The organism is Alloalcanivorax gelatiniphagus (assembly GCF_005938655.1).
Taxonomy (GTDB): Bacteria; Pseudomonadota; Gammaproteobacteria; order Pseudomonadales; family Alcanivoracaceae; genus Alloalcanivorax; species Alloalcanivorax gelatiniphagus.
Window position 1 is genome coordinate 112,453 of sequence record NZ_VCQT01000045.1, and the last position, 20,073, is coordinate 132,525.

General features: G+C 58.0%; 22 protein-coding genes. 16 read left to right on the forward strand and 6 right to left on the reverse strand.

The window, feature by feature from the left end; translation table 11 throughout:
* Nucleotides 1–53 precede the first annotated feature (53 nt).
* Nucleotides 54–2,555, forward strand: coding sequence for a hypothetical protein (locus FGS76_RS16240; RefSeq protein WP_138773696.1), 2,502 nt, complete (start codon nucleotides 54–56; stop codon nucleotides 2,553–2,555).
* Between the two features lie 95 nt (nucleotides 2,556–2,650).
* Here the strand turns inward: FGS76_RS16240 and FGS76_RS16245 are convergent, their stop codons facing one another.
* Entirely contained in the window at nucleotides 2,651–3,586 is a 936-nt protein-coding gene (locus tag FGS76_RS16245; RefSeq protein WP_138773697.1) for a hydroxymethylglutaryl-CoA lyase, read from the reverse strand.
* 180 nt (nucleotides 3,587–3,766) lie between these two features.
* Here FGS76_RS16245 and FGS76_RS16250 point away from each other — a divergent pair, with 180 nt between their 5' ends.
* The 14 genes from FGS76_RS16250 to FGS76_RS16315 all read left to right on the forward strand — a co-directional run bounded on the left by FGS76_RS16250 (nucleotide 3,767) and on the right by FGS76_RS16315 (nucleotide 14,044).
* Nucleotides 3,767–4,612, forward strand: a complete 846-nt coding sequence (locus tag FGS76_RS16250) for an esterase/lipase family protein (protein ID WP_138773698.1) — start codon at nucleotides 3,767–3,769, stop codon at nucleotides 4,610–4,612.
* A 75-nt stretch (nucleotides 4,613–4,687) separates the two neighbouring features.
* Entirely contained in the window at nucleotides 4,688–5,137 is a 450-nt protein-coding gene (locus FGS76_RS16255; protein ID WP_138773699.1) for an OsmC family protein, read from the forward strand.
* A gap of 166 nt (nucleotides 5,138–5,303) precedes the next feature.
* Entirely contained in the window at nucleotides 5,304–6,443 is a 1,140-nt protein-coding gene (locus tag FGS76_RS16260; RefSeq protein WP_138773700.1) for an acyl-CoA dehydrogenase family protein, read from the forward strand.
* 164 nt (nucleotides 6,444–6,607) lie between these two features.
* Nucleotides 6,608–7,078, forward strand: coding sequence for a hypothetical protein (locus FGS76_RS16265; protein ID WP_138773701.1), 471 nt, complete (start codon nucleotides 6,608–6,610; stop codon nucleotides 7,076–7,078).
* 249 nt (nucleotides 7,079–7,327) lie between these two features.
* Nucleotides 7,328–7,822: a hypothetical protein gene (locus FGS76_RS16270; RefSeq protein WP_138773702.1), complete on the forward strand. Its 495-nt coding sequence runs from the start codon at nucleotides 7,328–7,330 to the stop codon at nucleotides 7,820–7,822.
* 84 nt (nucleotides 7,823–7,906) lie between these two features.
* Nucleotides 7,907–8,851, forward strand: a complete 945-nt coding sequence (locus tag FGS76_RS16275; RefSeq protein ID WP_138773703.1) for a hypothetical protein — start codon at nucleotides 7,907–7,909, stop codon at nucleotides 8,849–8,851.
* Between the two features lie 107 nt (nucleotides 8,852–8,958).
* Nucleotides 8,959–9,633: a hypothetical protein gene (locus FGS76_RS16280; RefSeq protein ID WP_138773704.1), complete on the forward strand. Its 675-nt coding sequence runs from the start codon at nucleotides 8,959–8,961 to the stop codon at nucleotides 9,631–9,633.
* Nucleotides 9,630–10,040, forward strand: coding sequence for a hypothetical protein (locus tag FGS76_RS16285; protein ID WP_138773705.1), 411 nt, complete (start codon nucleotides 9,630–9,632; stop codon nucleotides 10,038–10,040). The genes FGS76_RS16280 and FGS76_RS16285 overlap by 4 nt, the downstream gene beginning before the upstream one ends.
* Nucleotides 10,041–10,187: 147 nt before the next feature.
* Nucleotides 10,188–11,057: a hypothetical protein gene (locus tag FGS76_RS16290; protein ID WP_138773706.1), complete on the forward strand. Its 870-nt coding sequence runs from the start codon at nucleotides 10,188–10,190 to the stop codon at nucleotides 11,055–11,057.
* Nucleotides 11,058–11,163: 106 nt separating this feature from the next.
* Nucleotides 11,164–11,493 carry a hypothetical protein gene (locus tag FGS76_RS16295; RefSeq protein ID WP_138773707.1) on the forward strand — a complete coding sequence of 110 codons (330 nt, stop codon included), beginning with the start codon at nucleotides 11,164–11,166 and terminating at the stop codon, nucleotides 11,491–11,493.
* A gap of 86 nt (nucleotides 11,494–11,579) precedes the next feature.
* Entirely contained in the window at nucleotides 11,580–12,134 is a 555-nt protein-coding gene (locus FGS76_RS16300) for a hypothetical protein (RefSeq protein ID WP_138773708.1), read from the forward strand.
* Nucleotides 12,135–12,241: 107 nt separating this feature from the next.
* Nucleotides 12,242–12,580, forward strand: coding sequence for a DUF2834 domain-containing protein (locus tag FGS76_RS16305; RefSeq protein WP_138773709.1), 339 nt, complete (start codon nucleotides 12,242–12,244; stop codon nucleotides 12,578–12,580).
* A 118-nt stretch (nucleotides 12,581–12,698) separates the two neighbouring features.
* Nucleotides 12,699–13,121: a MarR family winged helix-turn-helix transcriptional regulator gene (locus tag FGS76_RS16310; protein WP_138773710.1), complete on the forward strand. Its 423-nt coding sequence runs from the start codon at nucleotides 12,699–12,701 to the stop codon at nucleotides 13,119–13,121.
* Nucleotides 13,118–14,044 (forward strand): alpha/beta fold hydrolase, encoded by a 927-nt coding sequence (locus FGS76_RS16315; protein WP_240692577.1) that lies wholly within the window; start codon nucleotides 13,118–13,120, stop codon nucleotides 14,042–14,044. The genes FGS76_RS16310 and FGS76_RS16315 overlap by 4 nt, the downstream gene beginning before the upstream one ends.
* 368 nt (nucleotides 14,045–14,412) lie before the next feature.
* Here the strand turns inward: FGS76_RS16315 and FGS76_RS16325 are convergent, their stop codons facing one another.
* The 3 genes from FGS76_RS16325 to FGS76_RS16335 are packed head-to-tail and all read right to left on the reverse strand — an operon-like array spanning nucleotide 14,413 to nucleotide 15,785.
* Complete coding sequence (locus FGS76_RS16325; protein ID WP_138773712.1) at nucleotides 14,413–14,742, reverse strand: helix-turn-helix transcriptional regulator; 330 nt, start codon at nucleotides 14,740–14,742, stop codon at nucleotides 14,413–14,415.
* Nucleotides 14,729–15,076 carry a type II toxin-antitoxin system RelE/ParE family toxin gene (locus tag FGS76_RS19920; protein ID WP_377899286.1) on the reverse strand — a complete coding sequence of 116 codons (348 nt, stop codon included), beginning with the start codon at nucleotides 15,074–15,076 and terminating at the stop codon, nucleotides 14,729–14,731. The genes FGS76_RS16325 and FGS76_RS19920 overlap by 14 nt, the downstream gene beginning before the upstream one ends.
* A gap of 43 nt (nucleotides 15,077–15,119) precedes the next feature.
* Nucleotides 15,120–15,785: a GntR family transcriptional regulator gene (locus FGS76_RS16335; RefSeq protein ID WP_138773714.1), complete on the reverse strand. Its 666-nt coding sequence runs from the start codon at nucleotides 15,783–15,785 to the stop codon at nucleotides 15,120–15,122.
* Between the two features lie 129 nt (nucleotides 15,786–15,914).
* Here FGS76_RS16335 and FGS76_RS16340 point away from each other — a divergent pair, with 129 nt between their 5' ends.
* A complete protein-coding gene (locus FGS76_RS16340) occupies nucleotides 15,915–17,063 on the forward strand; it encodes an alkane 1-monooxygenase (protein WP_138773715.1) in 1,149 nt (382 codons plus the stop codon).
* A gap of 165 nt (nucleotides 17,064–17,228) precedes the next feature.
* Here FGS76_RS16340 and FGS76_RS16345 read toward each other — a convergent pair whose 3' ends face one another.
* Nucleotides 17,229–18,680 (reverse strand): TrkH family potassium uptake protein, encoded by a 1,452-nt coding sequence (locus FGS76_RS16345; protein ID WP_138773716.1) that lies wholly within the window; start codon nucleotides 18,678–18,680, stop codon nucleotides 17,229–17,231.
* 9 nt (nucleotides 18,681–18,689) lie between these two features.
* Nucleotides 18,690–20,066 (reverse strand): Trk system potassium transporter TrkA, encoded by a 1,377-nt coding sequence (trkA, locus tag FGS76_RS16350; RefSeq protein WP_138773717.1) that lies wholly within the window; start codon nucleotides 20,064–20,066, stop codon nucleotides 18,690–18,692.
* Nucleotides 20,067–20,073 lie beyond the last annotated feature (7 nt).

Genomic DNA, 20,073 nt, shown 5'->3' on the forward strand with positions numbered 1-20,073 from the left:
ATACTAATCAGCGAAAACGGGGTTTGGGTATGCGTTCACGAAAATGGATTTTAATGATCAGGCCTGGCCTGCTGGCGGTAACGCTGGCGGTGGTGGGTTGTGGCGGAGGAAGCAGCAACCATCATGGTGAGTCGGCGGGGGGCGGCGGAGGGTCGCCCACGCCTTCTTCCTCCACCCTGGGGGGCACCGCCGCGGTCGGCGCGGCCATCCAAATGGGCACCGTTACCGCCCAATGTTCCGACGGCAGCGGTTTCACTTCCACCGTGACCACCAACGCCGATGGTGCCTGGAGCGGTGAGGTGGACAGCGCTGGCCTGCCCTGCGTGCTGACCGTTACCGGCGGTACGCCGCCGGTCACCCTGCGCGGTTATGCCAGCCAGGCCGGTACCGTCAATATCACGCCGATTAGCGACATGGTGTTGGCCCTGGCCACCGGATCGGCGGATGGCAGCTGGGTGGCCACGCCCGCCAGCTGGCCGGACACCGCCACCGTGAACGCCAACAAAACCGAGCTGCTGGCGGCGATGTCCGACGCCGGCTTTACCCTGCCCGCCGGCGATCCCTTTACCCGGGCACTGGTGATCGGCGATGACTGGGACCAGGTGCTCGATTCCATTCAGGCCGCCATCGATGACGACCCGGCCCTGACGGATTACGCTGCCCTGGTGACACTGGTCAAGGACGGCAACCTGGCCCAGTTCCCGGATGCGCCGGGCCAGGGCGCCACCGATCCGGAATTGCCCGCTAACCTGAGCGTGCTGACCGACTACGCCGGCACCTACACGGTGATTGGCAACGGTGTCGGCGACCCGGGCTACTGCGGCGGCTGCGGCGCGGCCAATCGGGACCACCTGCGCGGCTCGGTGACCATCTCCGCCCAGGGCGACGTGGATTTCGATACCGGCATCCGTTTTCCGGTGGCGGACATCGTCGCCATTGATGACCGCACCGATGTGCCCACGGACCGGCGGATCGCGGTGAACTACGGCGCTTCCGACAGTGACGAACGCATTCGCCTGTACCTGAATAGCGACCTGGAGGTCATGGAGATCATCCATGATGACGGCCAGGGCGCCACCACCCGGGCGCTGATCCAGGAAGACGCGGGCGACCCGGACCCGGAACCCGGCGCGGAATTGCTGAGCGGTCACAATGGCGTGGCGGTGGCGCGGGACGGCCATGTCTGGGCCATCGAGCAACCGTTTATCGAAACCTTCATGGCCACCACCAGCAAACGCCAGATTCGCGCTAACAACTTTGACGACGGCGACCAGATTCAGGACACCACGCCGTTCGTCGGCGATGAACAGCTCTTGTGGGCGCAGGTCAACGTGGCCCATGGCAACCTGGGCACGCAGCTATGCGGGGAGAGCACCGGTGTTTCCATGATGACCGCGGATATGGACGCCACACCGGTGGTATGGAAGACCTGGACCGCCACCGAGTGTGAACTGTCGGTGGACTATCACTTCGGCAATGGCGCCACCGAAGGGCGCATCATCAGCGCTACGCTCACTAACGATAAGGACACGGAGCAGGTGAGCCTGAGCGACGGCCAGTTCCGCATTTTCATTCACACCGGCAAGGAAGGCCCGATGCCGGCGCTGGCGGACAACCTCAGCCATATCCTGATGGTCGATAGCGGCACCCGGGAAATGCGTTCCGGCTATTTTATCGAGGGCAAGACCCCGGAAGATGGCTCCCACCCGGACCACTACATCGACGTTAAGGTCTCGGCGGGCAGCGCCTACCCGGGGGTGGGGACCTACCACTGTGATTCGTCCTCCGCCTCGGTGAGCCTGGCCATGGGCTGGGTGACCATCAGCAGCCCGCTGTTCAAGTTCCAGAGCAGCAATGGTGGCGCATGCACCGTGACCATCGAACAAAGCGCCGCCCGCAAGTATGTGGGCTCCTACACCGCCACCCTGATCGGGCCCAGCTTCGACGCCTTCGGTTCCGGCCTGTCCCAGGGCGACACCGAGTTGCCGGAAGCCGAGCGTACCCTGGTGGTGCACGGCGCGTTCCGTAACTTCACCACCCAGATGTTCCACGCCGCCAACCAGGGCAACGAGGGCCCCCTGGGCAGCGAAGCCCACGGCATCACCCTGACCATCGACGACGGCAGTACCCATTTCACGGCCGGTGAGACCTTCCTGCTGGCGTCGGAGCCGTCTTCCAACGGCAACAACGGCTACTTCAACCGTCCCTTCAACGAACTGCCGCCGCCGGTTGGCGAGCTTCGCATGGTGTGGTCGGAGATTCCGATGGCGGTGGGCAGCTACGCCTGTAGCCAGGACGTGGGCGGTCTGAGTCCGAGCATGACGTTGTCCAACCCGGCGGGCATTCCCTATGGGACGGTCTACTACCAATCCGGGGTGCAGAACCCCACCGAGGGGGCGTCCTGCACGCTGAACGTGACCAGCGTCGATAACGGCGAAGTGGCCGGCACCTACAGCGCCACCCTGGTGGCGCGCAATATGGGGCCGGTACTGCCCGGCGGCGATGACGCCATCTCCGTGTCCGGTGAGTTCCGCTACCCCAACACCGGCCCCTGAGCGCCTCCCAAGGATTGTTGTAGGAGCGGCTTCAGCCGCGATTACGATCGCGGCTAAAGCGGAGTGCCGCCCAGCCGCCCCTACATGAGGTGCCTCTACCAAAGGCAGGCGGTCTTACCCTGCTTCTCCTGGGAAGCCATCCAGGAAAGAATGCGCCCGCCCAGCGGGCGCCCGGTAGCTTCGGCGGCCAGGGCGATGGCTTCACGCAGACCCTCTATCTCGATGCCGGTTTTCAGACCGACGCTCTCCAGCAGGTAGACCAGATCCTCCGTGGCCATATTGCCGGTGGCGCCGGGGGCGAACGGGCAGCCGCCCAGGCCGCCCAGGGAGGCGTCGAAACGGCGCACGCCCAGGTCCGCCGCCTCCCAGGCCATGGCCGCCGCCAGGCCACGGGTATCGTGCAGGTGCACGTAGAAACGCTCGGCGCCGAAGTCGCGGACCAGCGGCCCCATGATGTCCTTCATCTGGCGCGGATTGCCGCCGCCGATGGTGTCGGCGATGGCCACCTCGTCACTGCCGGCGGCGAACATGCGCTCCGCCAGGGATTGCGTCAGCGCCACCGGCACCGGCCCGTCGTAGGGGCAGGCGAAGGCGCCGGACACATAGGTGCGGGTGGCCACCCCGTCTTCCCGGGCTGCCTGCAGAATTGACTCGCAGCTGGCGGCGGCCTGCTCCAGGCTCATGTTCAGATTGCGCTGGTTGAAGGTGTCGGTGGTGGACAGTACCAGGGCCACGGTGGCATAGCCGGCGTCGCGGGCCAGCTGGTAGCCCTTCAGATTGGGCACCAGGGCGGTGTAATGCAGATCATCCCGGCGTGGCAGCCGCTCGGTGAGCGCCGCCGCGTCCGCCATTTGCGGCACCGCCTTGGGGCTGACGAAGCTGACCGGCTCCAGATAACGCACCCCGGCCTCCACCAGGAGCCCGGCGATGCGCGCCTTGGTGTCGGTATCCACCGGCACGGGCTGGTTCTGCAGGCCATCACGCAGGCCCACTTCATTGACGATGGCGGTGTCGCTCGGGGGGTTACTCAAAACGGGCCTCGCTCAAACAGGAATCGCTCGAAACAGCGGGGCCGACAGTGTGCCACGCCGAACCGGCAGCGGCCATGACCGGAGATGGCGGTGGCCGCGCGGTCCCCCGCCGTTGTGAAGGCGGCCGCGCCTGGGTACTGTCGGGGGATACTGTCGAGGGATAAGGTACCGGAGTACATCATGATCTGGATTCTATCCGTGGTTCTGGTGGTGGTCGCCCTGATCCCCGCCTACGTCACCCTGGCGTTCTACCTGGTCTGGTTCTACGACCGGCGCAACTTCCCCGCGCCCACCGAGGACCACCAGCCCACGCCGTTGCGGCCCGGCCGCACCCTGGCCGCCATGCTGCTGGAGGCGGTCAGCCTGAGCTTTCTGGTGGCCAGCTACCCGCTGCGCCTGATTCAGGACGCCTCGCCCAAGCGCAGCCGGGCCTGGGACCGGCCGCCGGTGATTCTGGTGCATGGCTACGGCGGCAACAGCGCCAATTTTCTGTGGATGCAGTGGCGGCTGCGGCGCTGGGGCTTCCGCAACGTCTACGCGGTCAGCTATACCCCGCCGCACATCAACGCCCGCAAGCTGGCCGCCCAGGTGGCGCGCCACGTGGAGCGGGTGCTGGAACGCACCGGCGCCGAGCAGGTGGACCTGGTGTGCCATTCCATGGGCGGCCCGCTCAGCCGCTATGCGATCAAGAACCTGGGACTGGCCGGCCGGGTACGCAAGGTGATCACCCTGGGCAGCCCCCACCACGGCACCCGCATCGCCGCCCTGTTCCCCGCCCGCGGCGCCGCCGCCCAGATGCGCTACCGCAGCCCCTTCACGAAGGAACTGGCGGAAGGAGGCGAATGCCCCGGCGGCGCCCGTTACCACTGTTTTTATTCCGACATGGACAACTTCGTGATGCCCGCCACCACCGCCCGCCTGGAGCAGGCGGAAGACAACCTGCACCTGCCCTACCTGGGCCATTGCTCCCTGCTCTACAGCCCCCGGGTGGCGCGGGCGGTGGCGGAGCGTCTGCGCGCGGATTGATCCCGCTCAGTATTGCCCTCGCGGCCCTGGCATAGCATGGTTGAAGCCTGGATCAGAAAAAGAGGGAATAGAACCATGAGCGAATACGGCGCCACCGTGGCTTGGCATCTGGCACCGGATGCCAGCTTCGATTACGAGAGTTTTGACCGGTCCCACGAATGGACCTTTGCCGGCGGGGAGGTGGTTCAGGCTTCCTCGTCACCGGAGTTGTTCGGCTCCACCAACCGGGTCAATCCCGATGAAGCGGTGATCGCCGCCACCGCCAGCTGTCATATGCTCACCTTTCTGTCCATCGCCGCCAAGCAGCGCCTCAAGGTGCTCAGCTACGTGGACCGCCCCGTGGGCGTGGTGGAGAAGAACGAGGACGGCCGCATGGCCATCACCCGCATCGACCTGCGCCCCCGCGTGGTGTTCGACAGCGAAGTGGAACCGGCAGCCCTGAAAAAACTCCACGATGCCGCCCACCGCAACTGCTTCGTCGCCAACTCCCTGCGCGCCGAAGTCGTGATCCAGCCGGAAGGCTGACCCCGCCCCCGTGACCGGCCGGCCACGCCCGGCCGGCGACCACGGCGCCGCAAGCCGCTAGACTGTCGCTTTCCCTGGCGGCGCTTCGCCGCCGTTCCCGTTACGCGCCCTGGTGCCCCGCGCCGCCGGCGCTATTGCAGCTTGTAGATTGTAGAGAGGGCGAACCATGCTTGATCAGAACGAAATCGATCTGTTCCGCGACAATGTCCGCAAGTTCCTGGAGAAAGAAGTCCAACCCCACTACGACCAATGGGAAAAGGACGAAAAACTGCCCCGCGAACTCTGGAACCGCATGGGCGAAAACGGCCTGCTGTGCGTGGACGTACCCGAGCAGTACGGCGGCTTCGGCGCGGACTTCCGGCTCTCCGCCGTGATGGTCGAAGAAGCCTCGCGCATGGGCTTCGGCGCCCTGGCCTCCAACCTGTCCGTGCACTCCGACATCGTCGCCCCCTACATCCTGCACCTGGGCACCGAGGAGCAAAAACAGACCTGGCTGCCGAAAATGGTCACCGGCGAAGCGGTGGGCTCCATCGGCATGACCGAACCCGGCGCCGGCTCCGACCTGCAGGCCATGAAAACCCGCGCCGAAAAAGACGGCGACGGCTACGTCATCAACGGCCAGAAAACCTTTATCACCAACGGCCAGCACTGCGACGTGATCGTGCTCGCCACCAAAACCGACCCCAACGCCGGCGCCAAGGGCATCACCCTGTTCACCGTGGACGCCTCCCTGCCCGGCTTCTCCCGGGGCCGCAACCTGGAAAAAATGGGCCACCACGCCGCCGACACCTCCGAGCTGTTCTTCGAAGGCCTCCAGGTCGGCGCCGACCAGATCCTCGGCGGCGAAGGCAAAGGCTTCTTCAACCTGATGAATGAACTGCCCCGGGAACGCCTGATCCTCGCCCTGGGCGCCGTGGCCGCCTGCGAAGGCATGATCGACCGCACCGTGGCCTACACCCAGGAACGCCAGGCCTTCGGCCAGTCCATCAGCAAATTCCAGAACACCCGCTTCGTGCTGGCGGACCTGCACGCCCAGGTGCAAGTCAACAAAGCCTTCTGCGCCCAATGCACCGACCAATACGACCGCGGCGAACTCAGCACCACCAACGCCTCCATCGCCAAACTCACCACCACCGAACTGCAAGGCAAGGTCGCCGACCAATGCCTGCAACTGTTCGGCGGCTACGGCTACATGAAGGAATACCCCATCTCCCGCGACTTCGTGGACGCCCGCATCCAGCGCATCTACGGCGGCACCAGCGAAATCATGAAAGAAATCATCGCCCGGGATATTCTCGGCCGCTAACCCCGGCCCAGCCGCCGGCGCCACCATGGAGCCCTGTGCCACCGCGCACAGGGCTCCGGCGCCGTACCCGGCCAAATGAAGCCATACCCCAAATGGGGCATGCGCGGCGAGGACCCAACCCGGATCATCCAGTGCATCTCATTCATTAACTTTGGGGACGCACCATGATCCACTCCACCTCACTCCAACGGGGCCTCGCCCTGCTCCTCCTCGCCGCCCCGGTGGCCGCCCTCGCCGCCGGCCCCGGCTCCGGCTCCCAAAGCCAAAGCAACTTCCGCGTCGGCAGCTGCCAGGTCAGCAACATGCAGGTCATCTACAAACTCGACAGCCTGATGGGCGAACCCACCGTCAGCGGCTCCTACAAATGGACCGGCAACGGCAGCTGCACCCTGCCGTCCTCCACCACCATCTGGCTGAAAGTCCAAGACAGCAGCGGCGGCCGCGGCTATGTACGCCTCAAGCCGGCGGTCCCCAAAGGCAACGGCGCCTTCGGCTACAACACCACCGGCTCCCCCGACTGGGACGAAGTCCTCTGCGGCTTCAACGGCAACCGCCGCACCAGCTGCCTGCCCCCCAACGGCGCCAAAAACCTCTGGAAAAGCGGCCGCGTCACCGATTTCAGCGTGACCTGGTAAAAATACCTGCGGCAGGCGGGCAGACCTTCGGCCACCGCGCAGAGCGCGTGCGGTACCGACACAAGAACGCGGCTTCGGCCGCGTTTTTTTGTGACTTCGCGACAGGGCAGTATTTGGGTTTGTCTGGGTTAGAACTTTCTGGTTTTATTTGGGATTATTCCTTGCTGGTTGATAAGGTGTGATGCCTGCGCGTTCATTGGATATTCGAGCCAGCGTGGTAATACCTGCTAGAAGTATAAGGGAAACATAGTGATAAACGAGATCTATGAGTTGGCCAAGGAATATCGGCAACAGCGAAAAGCCTACATTAGAACGAGTTGGCTTAAGCCAATGAACGTCTTGAGGCGATGGGCAAATCCGCTTGGAAAAGTCTTGGATGAGCACTGGGAATCGGATTGGAAGTTCGCGAATCGACATGTCGAAGGGTTCATTTTGGGTTTAGAAAACCTGAATCCGAGTGACACCGAAATCGAGCGCTTCAAAGCTTTTCTGCTACCAAATGAAAACATGATTTCGGGGCAAATGTACTACCTTCTTGTTTTACCACTGATTTTCGCCGCACTCGCGTCGGTCTCCTCCACCCATTTTGGAATAAAAGAGTCCATGCTTGGTTTTTTCGGCGTCGCCATCATCGGTTTTTTTTTGGAGAGAGTGAGCCTCAACACTGAGAAGGTAATAAATACCGAATTGATGACCCATGTCGATTTTTTCAGGTCATTAAGGTCCGAGACTTCTAACCAGTAGGTGGAGCCGACCGGTACTCCGCTGCGCTCCGCACCGGCGGCTTACCATCGGCGTTATGTGTCAGAGTAATCTGGGAGGTAAACTTTGAGTAAAGGTATTAAAATGGAATTTTCTAAAAAGAATGATTCCGGAGACACTATTTACCACATCTCAAAATTAAAAAAGTCTGACAACGGAAACCTCCATTGCAGATACTGTGGAACTGACGTTCAGTATGTGTCTTCTTACACGAGAGGGGCCTCGAATACACCTGTTTCGGCATATTTAAAGCTATGGCAAGACGCTGAGCATAGTGATGAATGCGGTTACTCTGTAAGAGGAGCTGTAGATCTTTTAGTTGCAGAGTCAAAATCAGTAGAAGATACCACCCCTATATTTGTGCTGCAGGATGATGGTAGTTATCTATTTAGGATGAATATTTTGGTGGATGCCCATAAAGTGGCACAGGATCTTTCGAAATATGGTAAAGGGTTCGAGGCAAGTGAGCATTTATCATCGCGTAGAAATTATATTCGTTCTGAAAAGCAATTGGCTTCATATTTTCGCTCCGCAGCTGGCATTGCTAAGCTAAGATCGCTGATTCAAGAATCCCCTGATGTTGAAGCGTTAAAAGGATCTATAAAAATACAATACAAAGATAGCTTCGTTTCTTGGAATGATTTTTATTATGATGAAACGAGATACAGGATACTATTTAATCGTCTTCTTAAGGGGCAAATATCGCACCCAGTCGCAGTAAATATCACTCTAAAAGGTGAAGCAAGCCTCTACGGAGAAGCAAAGTATTTCCCTTGGAGCTTCCAAAGCTACAGCCAAACTGTGACTAGTAATGGTAAAAAGCTAGTTTATATACCTAAGTTGCAGCTTGCCAGGGGGATTTTTACAAAAAATATATCGGCTGGAGATACATTGTTGGTAGTTGGTGATGTGAGGGCAAACAAAATAAAAGATGAATCCTCAATATTCAGAGGTTTTAATATCTCAGTTTTCAATAGATCACAGTTCAAGAAAGAAATTGAGTCAGAGTAAAAAATAACAAATCAATCAACTGGGCTCCTTGCAGTCGCCGGACGCAGCAAAGCTGCGCCGGTTATTGAGGCGTTATGCTTTTGAAGATTTGAGCATCTGGAGAGTCAATGAAGACCAAGATAATTAATCTACAATTTGCGTTCTTTCTCAGGGATATCGTAGATCGTCCAGATATTGAATTTGGTGATTTGAACTCGAGGCTTCTCAATATTTTTGATGCTATGCCTCAAATGATTCCAACGCCCAGAGAGCTTCCGCCGGAAGTTCCGGTGATAATACTCAAATCTAGCAATGGGGCATACTCTTGCAATATTTCAAGATCTCGAATTGATTTTAACCTTTCCCGAATAAACGAAGACAAATCGAATGCCGACTTGGTGAAAGATTTCAATGTCAAAATTGCTGCTCTTATAAAATATATTATAGATAAGCAAGATATTATTAGATTTGGAATGGTTGCGACATACTTCCACAAAGATAATATGGCGATTAGAACTTTGAGGGGGAAATATTTTACAAGTCTCGTAGATGGCGCTGAAGAGTTGAGCTTGCGATATAATAAGCAAAGCGATTATTTTGGATATAAAATAAATGACGTAATTGAGATTAGTGCTGTTGACGCTTTAAATAATGGTATACAAGAAAAAGGAATTTTGGTTCAGAGGGATATAAATAATGTGCCACGATCAGGAAATCCCTTTGATTTCAATACGCTGTTAAAGCTGTCTGAGAGATATGCTCATAAAATCACAGAGGCTGAGATAGAGAGGCTGATTAAATGAGTGCCTCCACTACGTCAACAAATGCTCCTTATTCGAATGCAAGTAGCTCCTCATCGCCTACGCCACCTCATGACTATGTGCCAGCTCCAAGCCCCCAACCCACACAGCCTCAAGAATCTGGGTTTAGCACTAAGGAAGTTCTTATTTATGGTGGCGGTCTTATTCTGACTGCAGTGGTTACCTATTTTTCAACGTTAATTTCGGTAAACTCGGACATTTCCAGTAATAGGGAAAACATTTCAGTTTTAAAGTCGGGAGTTGAACACCTTCAAAAAGATGTGCAAAGAGCGGAGAATGGTATAGCAAAAAATCAAGCTGCCGCATCAAGAATTGGTATCGTAGAAGTGAAGATTAATGGCCTAGAGAAACGGTTTGATGCTCATGTTGGCGAGGAAGCAGAGCAATAGGGCATAACAACTGGCTGCACAGCGGTCGATTTTCTCCCGCTTCGCGGCTCCGAACCGGCGCATGAGCCGGGCGTTGGGCGCGAACCAGGCCGCATCCGGCGATGCTTGGTCTTTAGTTGGGGTAATTCAAACAAGGAGGTTTTAGGGATGTTGGAAAATTTTCCCGAGGACTACAGAAATTTTCTCAAAGGCTGTATTGATCATGGCCTTGGGTTGGTCGACGAGGAAGCCGGCGAGCCATTTTCTCCGTTTATCGATGTTTTAACTCAATCGGGGCAGTCAGCCACGCTTGTATTGGTCGTCGATCAACTGCAGGAAGCGTTCGAGTCAGCGACACGAGCGTTGAAGAAATATCAGGGCGACGTGCGCTATTACGGTCTGATGTGGGACGGGTATGTCACCTTGGATAACGTTAAGTCCGACTGCATATTTATTGAGCTAGGCCAGTCCGATGAAGATCAGAAAGCATCGTTGATCGTACAGCGCTACAAAATTAATAAAGATAAGCAGGTTTCAGCCTTTGGTGAGCCGATAGTGGGCAAGAGCGTTGAGAATCGCCTCTATGCGGAAGACATAATGTTGTCATTCTCTCGGAGCCAGTGGGAAACCTTGGTTGGCGCTCCATTCATTGTTTTCGTCATGATCGCCGGCGCGGATGGAAATATTGATGAAAAGGAGAAAGCCGCTTTCATTAAGGTCCTGGAAGAACAGGAAAATATCGAGTCTCAAGGATTGAAGATGGTATTGGCCGCCGGACTTGAGAGCCCGAATGTACAAATGCGTCGGGTAGTTGAGGCAGGTGCGGGTTTTGACTTTGTCGAGCAGCTTACCGAAGCTCGGAGCATTATGGCTCAATATACTCAGGACGGCGGGGCGCAATTCTGTAGTGATCTATATTCGATAGCGGAGCGCGTTGCCAAATCTTCCGGTGGATTCTTGGGTTTCCGAAGCATCGGAAAAAGAGAACGAGCCATCTTGACAGAGCTAAGAAAGGTTTTGGGTATTGATGGAGCGTGACGTGCGACAATGCGTCGCAGGTGAGGGTTGACCCCCCCCCCAGAAGCCTTGCTGCCGCTATGTTGCACGTCGCCTCAAGCGTCCCTGAATGCAGGCGTTATAAATCATGAAAGTGTACATTTTTATCGCGACATTAATGCTGCTCCCCGGTTGTATCACCGGGAATCCGTGGGCGCAGTTCATGACGAATATAGAGCACCATTACAAGGGTAGAGATTACTCCGAAGCAAAGGAAGAGCTGGCGCAGGGTGGTCGCTACGAAATCACTCCCGAGGATGGGTATGAGCTGCCCAATGGCAATAGGCAGCATGAAATAGACTGGGGTTCTCGAAAAGGTGCTACCTGTACCCTGATACTGGAAGTGGATAGTCAATCTGGAAAAATAGTTTTAGTAGGTGGCAAGGGCGGAATGTACGCCTGTCAGTGGGGTGGCTAATTTATAAAAAAACGCTCAAGTTCGTTCCGGCCTGCAGCCTTCACTGGACGCCCTTGTCAGGGCGCCGCTTAGCTTGGCGTTAGAATATGTCCCAAGATAAACGTGAATACACACATAGTTACTTGCTGGCGGCCCAGCGGGCTCCGCTGATATCTTCCTTTTTGCCAATGATTGTCTCGATCTACGCATATACAGAAGAGTTTGGAGGTTTAGCTACAAAGCTATCTGTTTCTTCGGCTCTGCTCGCCTCGGCGTTAATCCTATACCTTTTCGCTCCTGGTAAGGCCCTTATCCACGGCAACAAAAAATATCGTTATCAAGTGTTCGCTTTTTATGTATTTCTGGTTGTGCTTCCTTTTATCCTGATTGATTTCGTTGGTTACAATCCGCTGGCAGAGCTGTTTGGTTGGTGCCTATTTGCCATCGGGGTAGCTACCAATATTCTTTTTCACGGCTATTGGTACAGGGCAGATACACTAGAGCCATTAGGTTGGTATACAAAGGACAAAACAGATGAACCGAAAATCTCCAGAGGCAGCCCCACAGGCAATTTTTTCGCGATATTCCTTGGCATAATAATAGTCTATGGAGCGATCGCATTGTTTGCGAAAATAGCAATCGGCATCATCGATTTGAACTGAACATCTGGTGGACGGATTCAGTAGTTTAGAAAAAAGCGGCGACGTTTCATGCAGCCCGGTATCGGTGTTTGACTAAGTTATGGCATACATAAGAGGAATATTAAAAAATGCCCGAATCAATCTTTAAAGCAATATTGGTGATCGCTGCTCTTTTCTTCACGGTGTTCTTTGCTGTGACCGTTCTGCCTCCGCTTTTTGAGAACCCCGATGTATGGGGCGCGTTCACGGCAGGGTTTGTGAACCCTTATTCGAGCGGCTATTCGACGGATGTGCTTGTTTGCTGGGTCATTCTTGCTGTCTGGGTGGCTTATGAGGCCAAGGCCTATGGGGTTCGAAAAGGGTGGGTGTGCCTGCTGCTTGGCATTGTGCCGGGGGTGGCGGTTGGGTTTGCGTTGTATCTGTTGATTCGAGCCAAGCAACTCCGGGAGTTGAAGCGTGATGCGTGACGGGCCGGTCGGGTAGATCCTGGCTGTCTCAGGCACAAGGGATCGTTGACCAATGCTTGACTTCGCAACTATTATGACCATATGCTTGCGCTCTCAAACATTGAGCAAGTAAATCCTTATGCCGCAACATGAAGAAGCCGCGTCGGCGATCAATCTGATCAGGCTGCATAGCAAACTCCAGAAGCGGATTGGTGCCGCGCTATCCGTGCACGGTATCGGCCTGTCGGACTATCTGGTTCTTAATCAGCTGTATGGCGCCACCAATCAGAGGATGCGACGCAGTGATCTCGCTGAGCAGGTGGGGTTGAGCCCTTCTGGCGTTACACGGCTGCTCAACCCGATGGAGAAGGTGGGGCTTATAGCCAAGGAGGAGAACCCTCGGGACGCTAGGGTTAGCCTGGTGGCGCTGACGGAAGCTGGGAAGACAATTTTTGAGGAAGCGCGGAGTTCCTTCGAGCTTGCTTCGGTTTCACTGTTTGAGCCTCTGGGCAGCAAGCGCTTTAGTGCATTCTCGGAGTTGCTTGAGGTTGTACTAAGGTGACCGCGAGTACCTATCGGCAGGCGCTTATCAGTAAGATTGAGGTGCCGGTCACGCAGGGCCATGTCATGGTGGGCTCGGTTCGCACGAGCTATTTGTGCTCGGGCTCCGGTGCGCCGGTGGTATGCCTGCATGGCGCTGGCGCGGGCGCGGTAACCTGGTATCCGACCATGGGTGCGCTGTCACGGCATTTTCAGGTGATTGTTCCTGATATTGTCGGTTTCGGCGAATCGGATAAGCCGGATGCTCCCTATGATCGCGCCTTCTTTGCGGGTTGGTTGAAAGGCTTTCTTGCTGAATTAGCTGTATCCCGGGCTCATCTTGTCGGCCTGTCTCAGGGAGGGGCGATTGCTCTTCAGTTCGTGTTGGATAATCCGGAAATGGTCGATCGGCTGGTGCTGGTGGATGCCGGGGGCCTGGGTGCCAAGGCTTCGTTGCGTTCGTTGTTGGGCATGCTTTGGTTGAACAACTTTCCTTCTGGCCTGGCGAACCGGTTTTATTCCCGTTTTATATTGTTCAACCCGGCCAATAGAGACCCTGATCATGCGCGCTATTCCGTCGCGGTGCTGAAGGGGGATGGTGGGAAGAAGGCTTTTCGGCAGGGAAAGGGCGCCGCGGTTTCAAAGATACCCGAGAGCGCACTTCGTCGGATAACCCATGATGCTCTGATCATTTGGGGGGAAGACGACAAGCTTTTCCCGTTGGGCCATGGGGAGGCGGCATCAAAGCTCCTGCCAAACGCCAGCTTTGTTCGGATCTCGAAGGCCGGACACTTGCCTCTTATGGACCAACCGGACATCTTTAACGATGCTGTTGTGGGGTTCTTAACGGAAGGTAAATGGTCCAAGAAGCAATCTCCCAAAAGCCACGTATCGCACCAGGCCGCTACGCCTGAATGCCAATGGTCGGCGATGGCAGAGAGATAGGCAGGGGTATGGGAAACACGGCAACAGCAGTGCTGATGGTGTTCGCGTGTGTGGCGTTCTTTCCAGCTCTCGCGTTCGTAAGTGGATACCTTGAGGGCCGGAACCGGTCGTCGCATAAACTGATAGAGAAGCCAGGAATGAAGTTTTACGCGGCCGACAAGCAAGTCCGGTGTCTTCACTGTGGGGGCGAGTCATTCTCAAGTCGCCAGGTTCAACTCAACACCTGGTTTGCGACGTTCTTGAATCTCGATTGGCTGAATCGAAGGGCCACGGCTCTGGAGTGCACGGCCTGCGGGCAGATTCAATGGTTCAAACAAAAGCCGACGACCGCGAGCGAGAATGATTGAGCTGCGGTGCCTAATGTCGGCTTAAGCAGCTCGGGGCTTGCCAGAAGAAATGACTCTCCCGACCTCTTTTGACGAAATGCCGAGGGCGAGTAGTGATCTCATAAGCAAATCCATGGAAACGCTCGGGTCGCCGGCTTCCATCTTGGCCACTCGAGACTGGCTGGACTTGATCAGCTTTGCCAGTTCTACCTGGCTCAGATTTTTCTTGCGTCGACTCTCTTTGAGCGACTGACTGAGCGCCAGTTTCATCTCAATGTAGGCGGACTCTTCAGGGGCAAGCTCCAGAAACTCATCCGCATTGCCGATACTCCAGCCGCTTTCCTCAAGCTTTTTACGCTTATTCGCATGCATCGTCATACATCCTGAATCTGGTCTTACAGGTATCGATTACCGTCTTCGGAGTTTTGCCGGTTTTTTTCTTAACAATCTCCGCTATGACAATGGCATCCTTGTCGACTCGGTAAAATATACGCCAGATCTTGTCGTCGTCCGTGATGCGAAGTTCGTGGCAATGAGCGCCAATGGAGGGCATGGGTCTGGAGTGCGGCATCGTAAGTGCTATGCCACGCTGCAGTTCTCGCAGCAGGTAGCCCGCCTCTAATCTGGCGGAGGCCGAGAAAGGCGGCGTCCTTACGTATCCATGTAGCCAGATTAGCGGCTTGTCCTTAGGGCTCATGCTCCGCATGATATGTCAGAATTGACATGATATCAAACAGTTGGCCGATGCCCTAAGCCGCGTTCCGCTTCGCCACCGCCCGCAGCACGATCCGGCACTGATTCTCCCCGTATTCGCGAATATCCGCGGCGGCCTGTTCCGGGTTGCGGGCGAGCACGTTCTCCAGCAGCCGCTGGAAGATCTTCAGGGACATGTCGAACTCGGTGGTTTCTTCCTGGAGGGCGATGTAGGAGAAGCGCTTGAGCAGGGGCACCAGGTCCTCGATGTCGGCGGCCAGGTAGCGGTTGTCGGCGAATCGGTGGGTGGCCATTTCCACGAAGCGGAAGGCCACCTGGTGGGCGGCGGGCAGGTCGTTGGCCTGAAAGTGCCGTTCCAGCTCGGGCAGCATTTGCGCCAGGTCCTCGATCTGGCCGGGTTGCCAGTCGCGGGCGGCGCGGGCGGCCATGTGAGAGAGCAGCAGGAACAGGAAGTCGTACAGGTCACGGACCTCGCTTTCCGTGACGTCGCAAACGCGGGCGCCGCGCCGTGGTTGCAGTTCAATGAGGTGTCGCTTTTCCAAGAGGCGGAAGGCCTCCCGGAGTGAGTTAGTGCTCACATCCAGGCTTTTTGCCAGTTCCGCTTCGGGCAGTTTGGTGCCCGGGGCCAGTTCCCCCCGCACGATGCGCTCGCCGAGGTGGTCGGCGATCTGTTCGCTGAGACTGACGGCTTTCAGGGACATCTTTTCCTCCTGTGGATGGCGTCATTATCCGCGCAGGGGTTCTCTATGTCACGAATTGAGTTGTTTGACAATTCAAGAAAGGGTGCTAATGTTGCCATCGAGGACTGACAACGTCACGGGAGACCGATCATGTTTGCCAACATGCATTCCGATACCATGCTGAAAATAAAAAAATGGGGGTATCTGGCCTTTTGGGCTCTGGTGCTGCCGCTGTTGCCGCTGAGCGCCTTTATCGGGCGCGAGGCCGGGACCCAGGACTACTGGGCCTGGTTTATCTATTTCGTTGTGTTCGGCATCATTCCGGTGCTCGATTACCTGATCGGCAAGGACCCGTCCAACCCGGACGAGGAGGTCCAGGTGCCGTCCCTCAGCCAGGAGCGCCTGTACACCTACTCCCTGTTCCTGATGGGGTTCCTGTGGTTGGCGGTGCTGTTCTTCGCCGGCTGGGTGTTCGTGAACAACAATTATTCCTGGTTCGGCCAGCTCGGCTGGATCATTTCCATCGGCACCGTGGGTGGCATCATCGCCATCAACCTGGGCCATGAGTTCGTGCACAAGGACCCCAAGCTGGAAAACTGGATGGGCGGGCTGCTGCTGTCGTCGGTGACCTATGCCGGTTTCAAGGTGGAGCACGTGCGCGGTCACCATGTGCACGTGTCCACGCCGGAGGACGCCTCCTCTTCCCAGTACAACCAGGGGCTCTATGAGTTCCTGCCCCGTGCCTTCAAGCATAATTTCCTGAACGCCTGGAAGCTGGAAAAGCAGTATCTGGAGCGCAAGGGCAAGAAGAACCTGAGCATCCACAACGAGCTGATCTGGTGGTACAGCATTTCCGCGTTGTTCGCGGTGGCCTTTGGGGTGGCGTTCGGCTGGATGGGTGTGCTGTTCTTCGTGGCGCAGAGTTTCGTGGCCGCTTTTACCCTGGAAGTGATCAACTACGTCGAGCACTACGGCCTGCACCGCCGAGTGAAGGACAATGGCCGCTATGAGCGGGTTACCCCGGCGCACAGCTGGAACTCCAACTACCTGCTCACGAACCTGGCCCTGTTCCAGCTGCAACGGCACAGCGACCACCACGCCTACGCCAAGCGCCGCTACCAGGTTTTGCGTCACTATGAGGAAAGCCCGCAGCTGCCCGGTGGGTACGCGGCCATGTATGTGCTGGCGTTGGTGCCGCCGCTGTGGAAGAAGGTGATGAACCCTCGCGTGGAAGCCTATTACGAAGGCGAGATGGATCAGCTGTTCCGGGGCAGTCGCCGGGTCAACAACATCGCCTGATTCTGAATGTCCTGCCTTGCTTGCCCCGGCGCCCGAAAGGGCCCCGGGGTTTTTTATGGTTCATCGCTCCCCGGCTCCGGCAACGGCATCGCGACTGAAGTCGCTCCTACGGGCAACGGGAAACGGGAAACGGGAAACGGGAAACGGGGGCGATAAGGGCGGCGCTTATTGTTTCCAGAACAGGGGCGTGAACAGCACCAGGAAGGTAAAGATCTCCAGCCGGCCGAGCAGCATCAGCAGGGTCATCATCCATTTCGCCGCCGGGGTGATGTTGGCGAAGCCGGCGCCCACCTGGCCGATGCCCACGCCCAGGTTGTTGATGGAGGCGGCCACGGCGCTGACGGCGGTGGTCAGGTCCATGCCGGTGACCGTGAACAGCAGGGTGAAAATCACCGAGATGGTGATGTACACGCCGACGAACCCCCACACCGCCTGCAATACCCGGTCGTTGACCACATGCTTGCCGAAGCGCAGCGCGAACACGCCGTTGGGATAGATCAGCCGGCGCAGTTCGCGCACGCTGTGGCGGGCCACCAGGGCGGCGCGCACCGCCTTCATGCCGCCGCCGGTGGAGCCGGCGCAGCCACCGATAAAACTGATCAGCACCAGCAGGTAGGGAATGTAGCCCGGCCAGGCGGCGGCGTTGGTGCTGGTCAGGCCGGTGCCGGTGCCGAACGAGGCTACCTGGAAGGCGGCATGGCGGAATGCCTGGTCCACCGGGTCGTGGACGTGGAACACCATCAGGCCGAACCCGACCAGCAGGATGTAGAGCAGCATCAGCCCCATGAAGAAGCGGAATTCCGGGTCGCGCACGAAGGTGAGCAGGGACCGGCTGCGCCAGGCGGCGAAATGCAGTGCGAAGTTGATGCCGCCGATCAGGATAAACACGGTGGCCACCCAGTCGATGGCGGCGTTGTCCCAGTAGGCCATGGAGGCATCGTGGGTGGAAAAGCCGCCGGTGGAAACGGTGCTGAAGCTGTGGCAGATGGCGTCGAACAGGGTCATGCCGGCGGCCCAGTAGGCCAGGGCGCAGACCACGGTGATGGCCAGATACACGTACCACAGAGCCTTGGCGGTTTCGGCGATGCGCGGGGTCAGCTTGGCCTCCTTCATGGGGCCGGGGATTTCCGCTTTGTACAGCTGCATGCCACCGATGCCCAGCATGGGCAGAATCGCCACCGCCAGCACGATCACGCCCATGCCGCCAAGCCACTGCAACTGCTGCCGGTAGAACAGCACCGACGGCGGCAAATTGTCGATGCCGGAGAGAATGGTGGCGCCGGTGGTGGTCAGGCCGGACACGGACTCGAACACGGCGTCGGTAAAGCCCACTGGCACCGCGTCGGAAATCAGCAGGGGCAGCGCCCCGATCAACCCCAGCACCGACCAGAACAGGGTCACCACCAGAAAGCCGTCGCGGGTTTGCAGTTCCGCGCGGTGGCGGAAGAACGGCAACCACAGCACCAGACCCAGCAGCAGGGTGATGGAAAACGAAGTGAGGAACGGGCCTTCGGTGCCGTCGCCATAGAAAAACGCCACCGCCACCGGCGGCATCATGGTGAAGCTGAACACCACCAGCAGCAGACCGAGCACCTTGGAGATCAGCGCGAAATGCATCGGCCGGCCCTAGAAGAAGGTGAACCCGACCTGGAACAACTTCTCCACGTCGCGGGTCCGCCGTTTGTCGATCAGGAACAGGATCACGTGGTCGTCCGGCTCGATCACCAGATCGTCGTGGGCGATCAGCACTTTTTCGCCGCGCACAATGGCGCCGATGGTGGTGCCCTCCGGCAGATCGATGTCCTCGATGGCGCGGCCCACCACCTTGGACGATTTGGCGTCGCCGTGGGCAATCGCCTCGATGGCCTCCGCCGCGCCCCGGCGCAGGGAGTAGACGTTGACCACGTCGCCCCGGCGCACATGGGTGAGCAGGCTGCCGATGGTGGACTGCTGCGGCGAGATGGCGATGTCGATGTCGTGGCCCTGCACCAGGTCCACGTAGGCCGGGTTGGCGATCAGGGTCATCACCTTGCGCGCGCCCAGCCGTTTGGCCAGCAGCGAGGCCATGATGTTGGCCTCGTCGTCGTTGGTCAGCGCGCAGAACACGTCGGTGTTTTCGATGTTGGCCTTGAGCAGTTCGTCCCGGTCGGTGCCCAGGCCCTGCAGCACCACGGTGTGGTCGAGTTTTTCGCCGAGCCATTCGGCCCGTTGCGGTGAACGCTCGATCAGCTTCACGTTGTAGCGGTGCTGAATGCTCTTGGCCAGGCGGTAGCCGATGTTGCCGCCGCCGGCGATCAGCACCCGCTTGTAGTTGTGCTCCAGGCGGCGCAGCTCGCTCATTACCGCGCGGATGTCGTTCTTGGCGGCGATAAAGAACACTTCGTCGTCCGCCTCGATCACCGTGTTGCCTTCCGGGATGATCGGCCGGTTGCGCCGGAAGATCGCCGCCACCCGGGTGTCCACGTTGGGCATGTGCTTGCGCAGTTCGCGCAGCTCGTTGCCCACCAGCGGGCCGCCGTAATAGGCGCGCACCGCCACCAGCTGCACCCGGCCGCTGGCGAAGTTGACCACCTGCAGGGCGCCCGGGTGTTCGATCAGGCGCTTGATGTAGTCGGTGACCACCTGCTCCGGGCTGATGATCACGTCGATGGGGATGGCGTTCTCGTTGAACAGCTTGTCGGCGCGGGCGGTGTAGTAGGCGGTGCGGATGCGGGCGATTTTGGTGGGGGTGCGGAACAGGCTGTAGGCGACCTGGCAGGCGACCATGTTCACTTCGTCGGAATTGGTCACCGCGATCAGCATGTCGGCGTCTTCGGCGCCGGCATCCTTGAGCACCCAGGGGTAACAGCCCATCCCCTGCACGGTGCCGATGTCGAGGCGGTCACCCAGTTCCCGCAAGCGTTCGCCGTCGATGTCGATGACGGTGATGTCGTTGCGTTCCCCCGCCAGGTTCTCCGCCAGGGTGCCGCCCACCTGGCCGGCACCGAGAATAATGATCTTCATGATCCTG

What these genes read in the sequence shown, in the direction of transcription:
- FGS76_RS16240 (WP_138773696.1), top strand. Translation starts at nt 54, where the DNA reads ATGATCAGGCCTGGCCTGCTGGCGGTAACGCTGGCGGTGGTGGGTTGT.
- FGS76_RS16250 (WP_138773698.1), top strand. Translation starts at nt 3,767, where the DNA reads ATGATCTGGATTCTATCCGTGGTTCTGGTGGTGGTCGCCCTGATCCCC.
- FGS76_RS16255 (WP_138773699.1), top strand. Translation starts at nt 4,688, where the DNA reads ATGAGCGAATACGGCGCCACCGTGGCTTGGCATCTGGCACCGGATGCC.
- FGS76_RS16260 (WP_138773700.1), top strand. Translation starts at nt 5,304, where the DNA reads ATGCTTGATCAGAACGAAATCGATCTGTTCCGCGACAATGTCCGCAAG.
- FGS76_RS16265 (WP_138773701.1), top strand. Translation starts at nt 6,608, where the DNA reads ATGATCCACTCCACCTCACTCCAACGGGGCCTCGCCCTGCTCCTCCTC.
- FGS76_RS16280 (WP_138773704.1), top strand. Translation starts at nt 8,959, where the DNA reads ATGAAGACCAAGATAATTAATCTACAATTTGCGTTCTTTCTCAGGGAT.
- FGS76_RS16285 (WP_138773705.1), top strand. Translation starts at nt 9,630, where the DNA reads ATGAGTGCCTCCACTACGTCAACAAATGCTCCTTATTCGAATGCAAGT.
- FGS76_RS16290 (WP_138773706.1), top strand. Translation starts at nt 10,188, where the DNA reads ATGTTGGAAAATTTTCCCGAGGACTACAGAAATTTTCTCAAAGGCTGT.
- FGS76_RS16295 (WP_138773707.1), top strand. Translation starts at nt 11,164, where the DNA reads ATGAAAGTGTACATTTTTATCGCGACATTAATGCTGCTCCCCGGTTGT.
- FGS76_RS16300 (WP_138773708.1), top strand. Translation starts at nt 11,580, where the DNA reads ATGTCCCAAGATAAACGTGAATACACACATAGTTACTTGCTGGCGGCC.
- FGS76_RS16305 (WP_138773709.1), top strand. Translation starts at nt 12,242, where the DNA reads ATGCCCGAATCAATCTTTAAAGCAATATTGGTGATCGCTGCTCTTTTC.
- FGS76_RS16310 (WP_138773710.1), top strand. Translation starts at nt 12,699, where the DNA reads ATGCCGCAACATGAAGAAGCCGCGTCGGCGATCAATCTGATCAGGCTG.
- FGS76_RS16325 (WP_138773712.1), bottom strand. Translation starts at nt 14,742, where the DNA reads ATGCATGCGAATAAGCGTAAAAAGCTTGAGGAAAGCGGCTGGAGTATC.
- FGS76_RS19920 (WP_377899286.1), bottom strand. Translation starts at nt 15,076, where the DNA reads ATGCGGAGCATGAGCCCTAAGGACAAGCCGCTAATCTGGCTACATGGA.
- FGS76_RS16335 (WP_138773714.1), bottom strand. Translation starts at nt 15,785, where the DNA reads ATGTCCCTGAAAGCCGTCAGTCTCAGCGAACAGATCGCCGACCACCTC.
- FGS76_RS16340 (WP_138773715.1), top strand. Translation starts at nt 15,915, where the DNA reads ATGTTTGCCAACATGCATTCCGATACCATGCTGAAAATAAAAAAATGG.
- FGS76_RS16345 (WP_138773716.1), bottom strand. Translation starts at nt 18,680, where the DNA reads ATGCATTTCGCGCTGATCTCCAAGGTGCTCGGTCTGCTGCTGGTGGTG.
- trkA (WP_138773717.1), bottom strand. Translation starts at nt 20,066, where the DNA reads ATGAAGATCATTATTCTCGGTGCCGGCCAGGTGGGCGGCACCCTGGCG.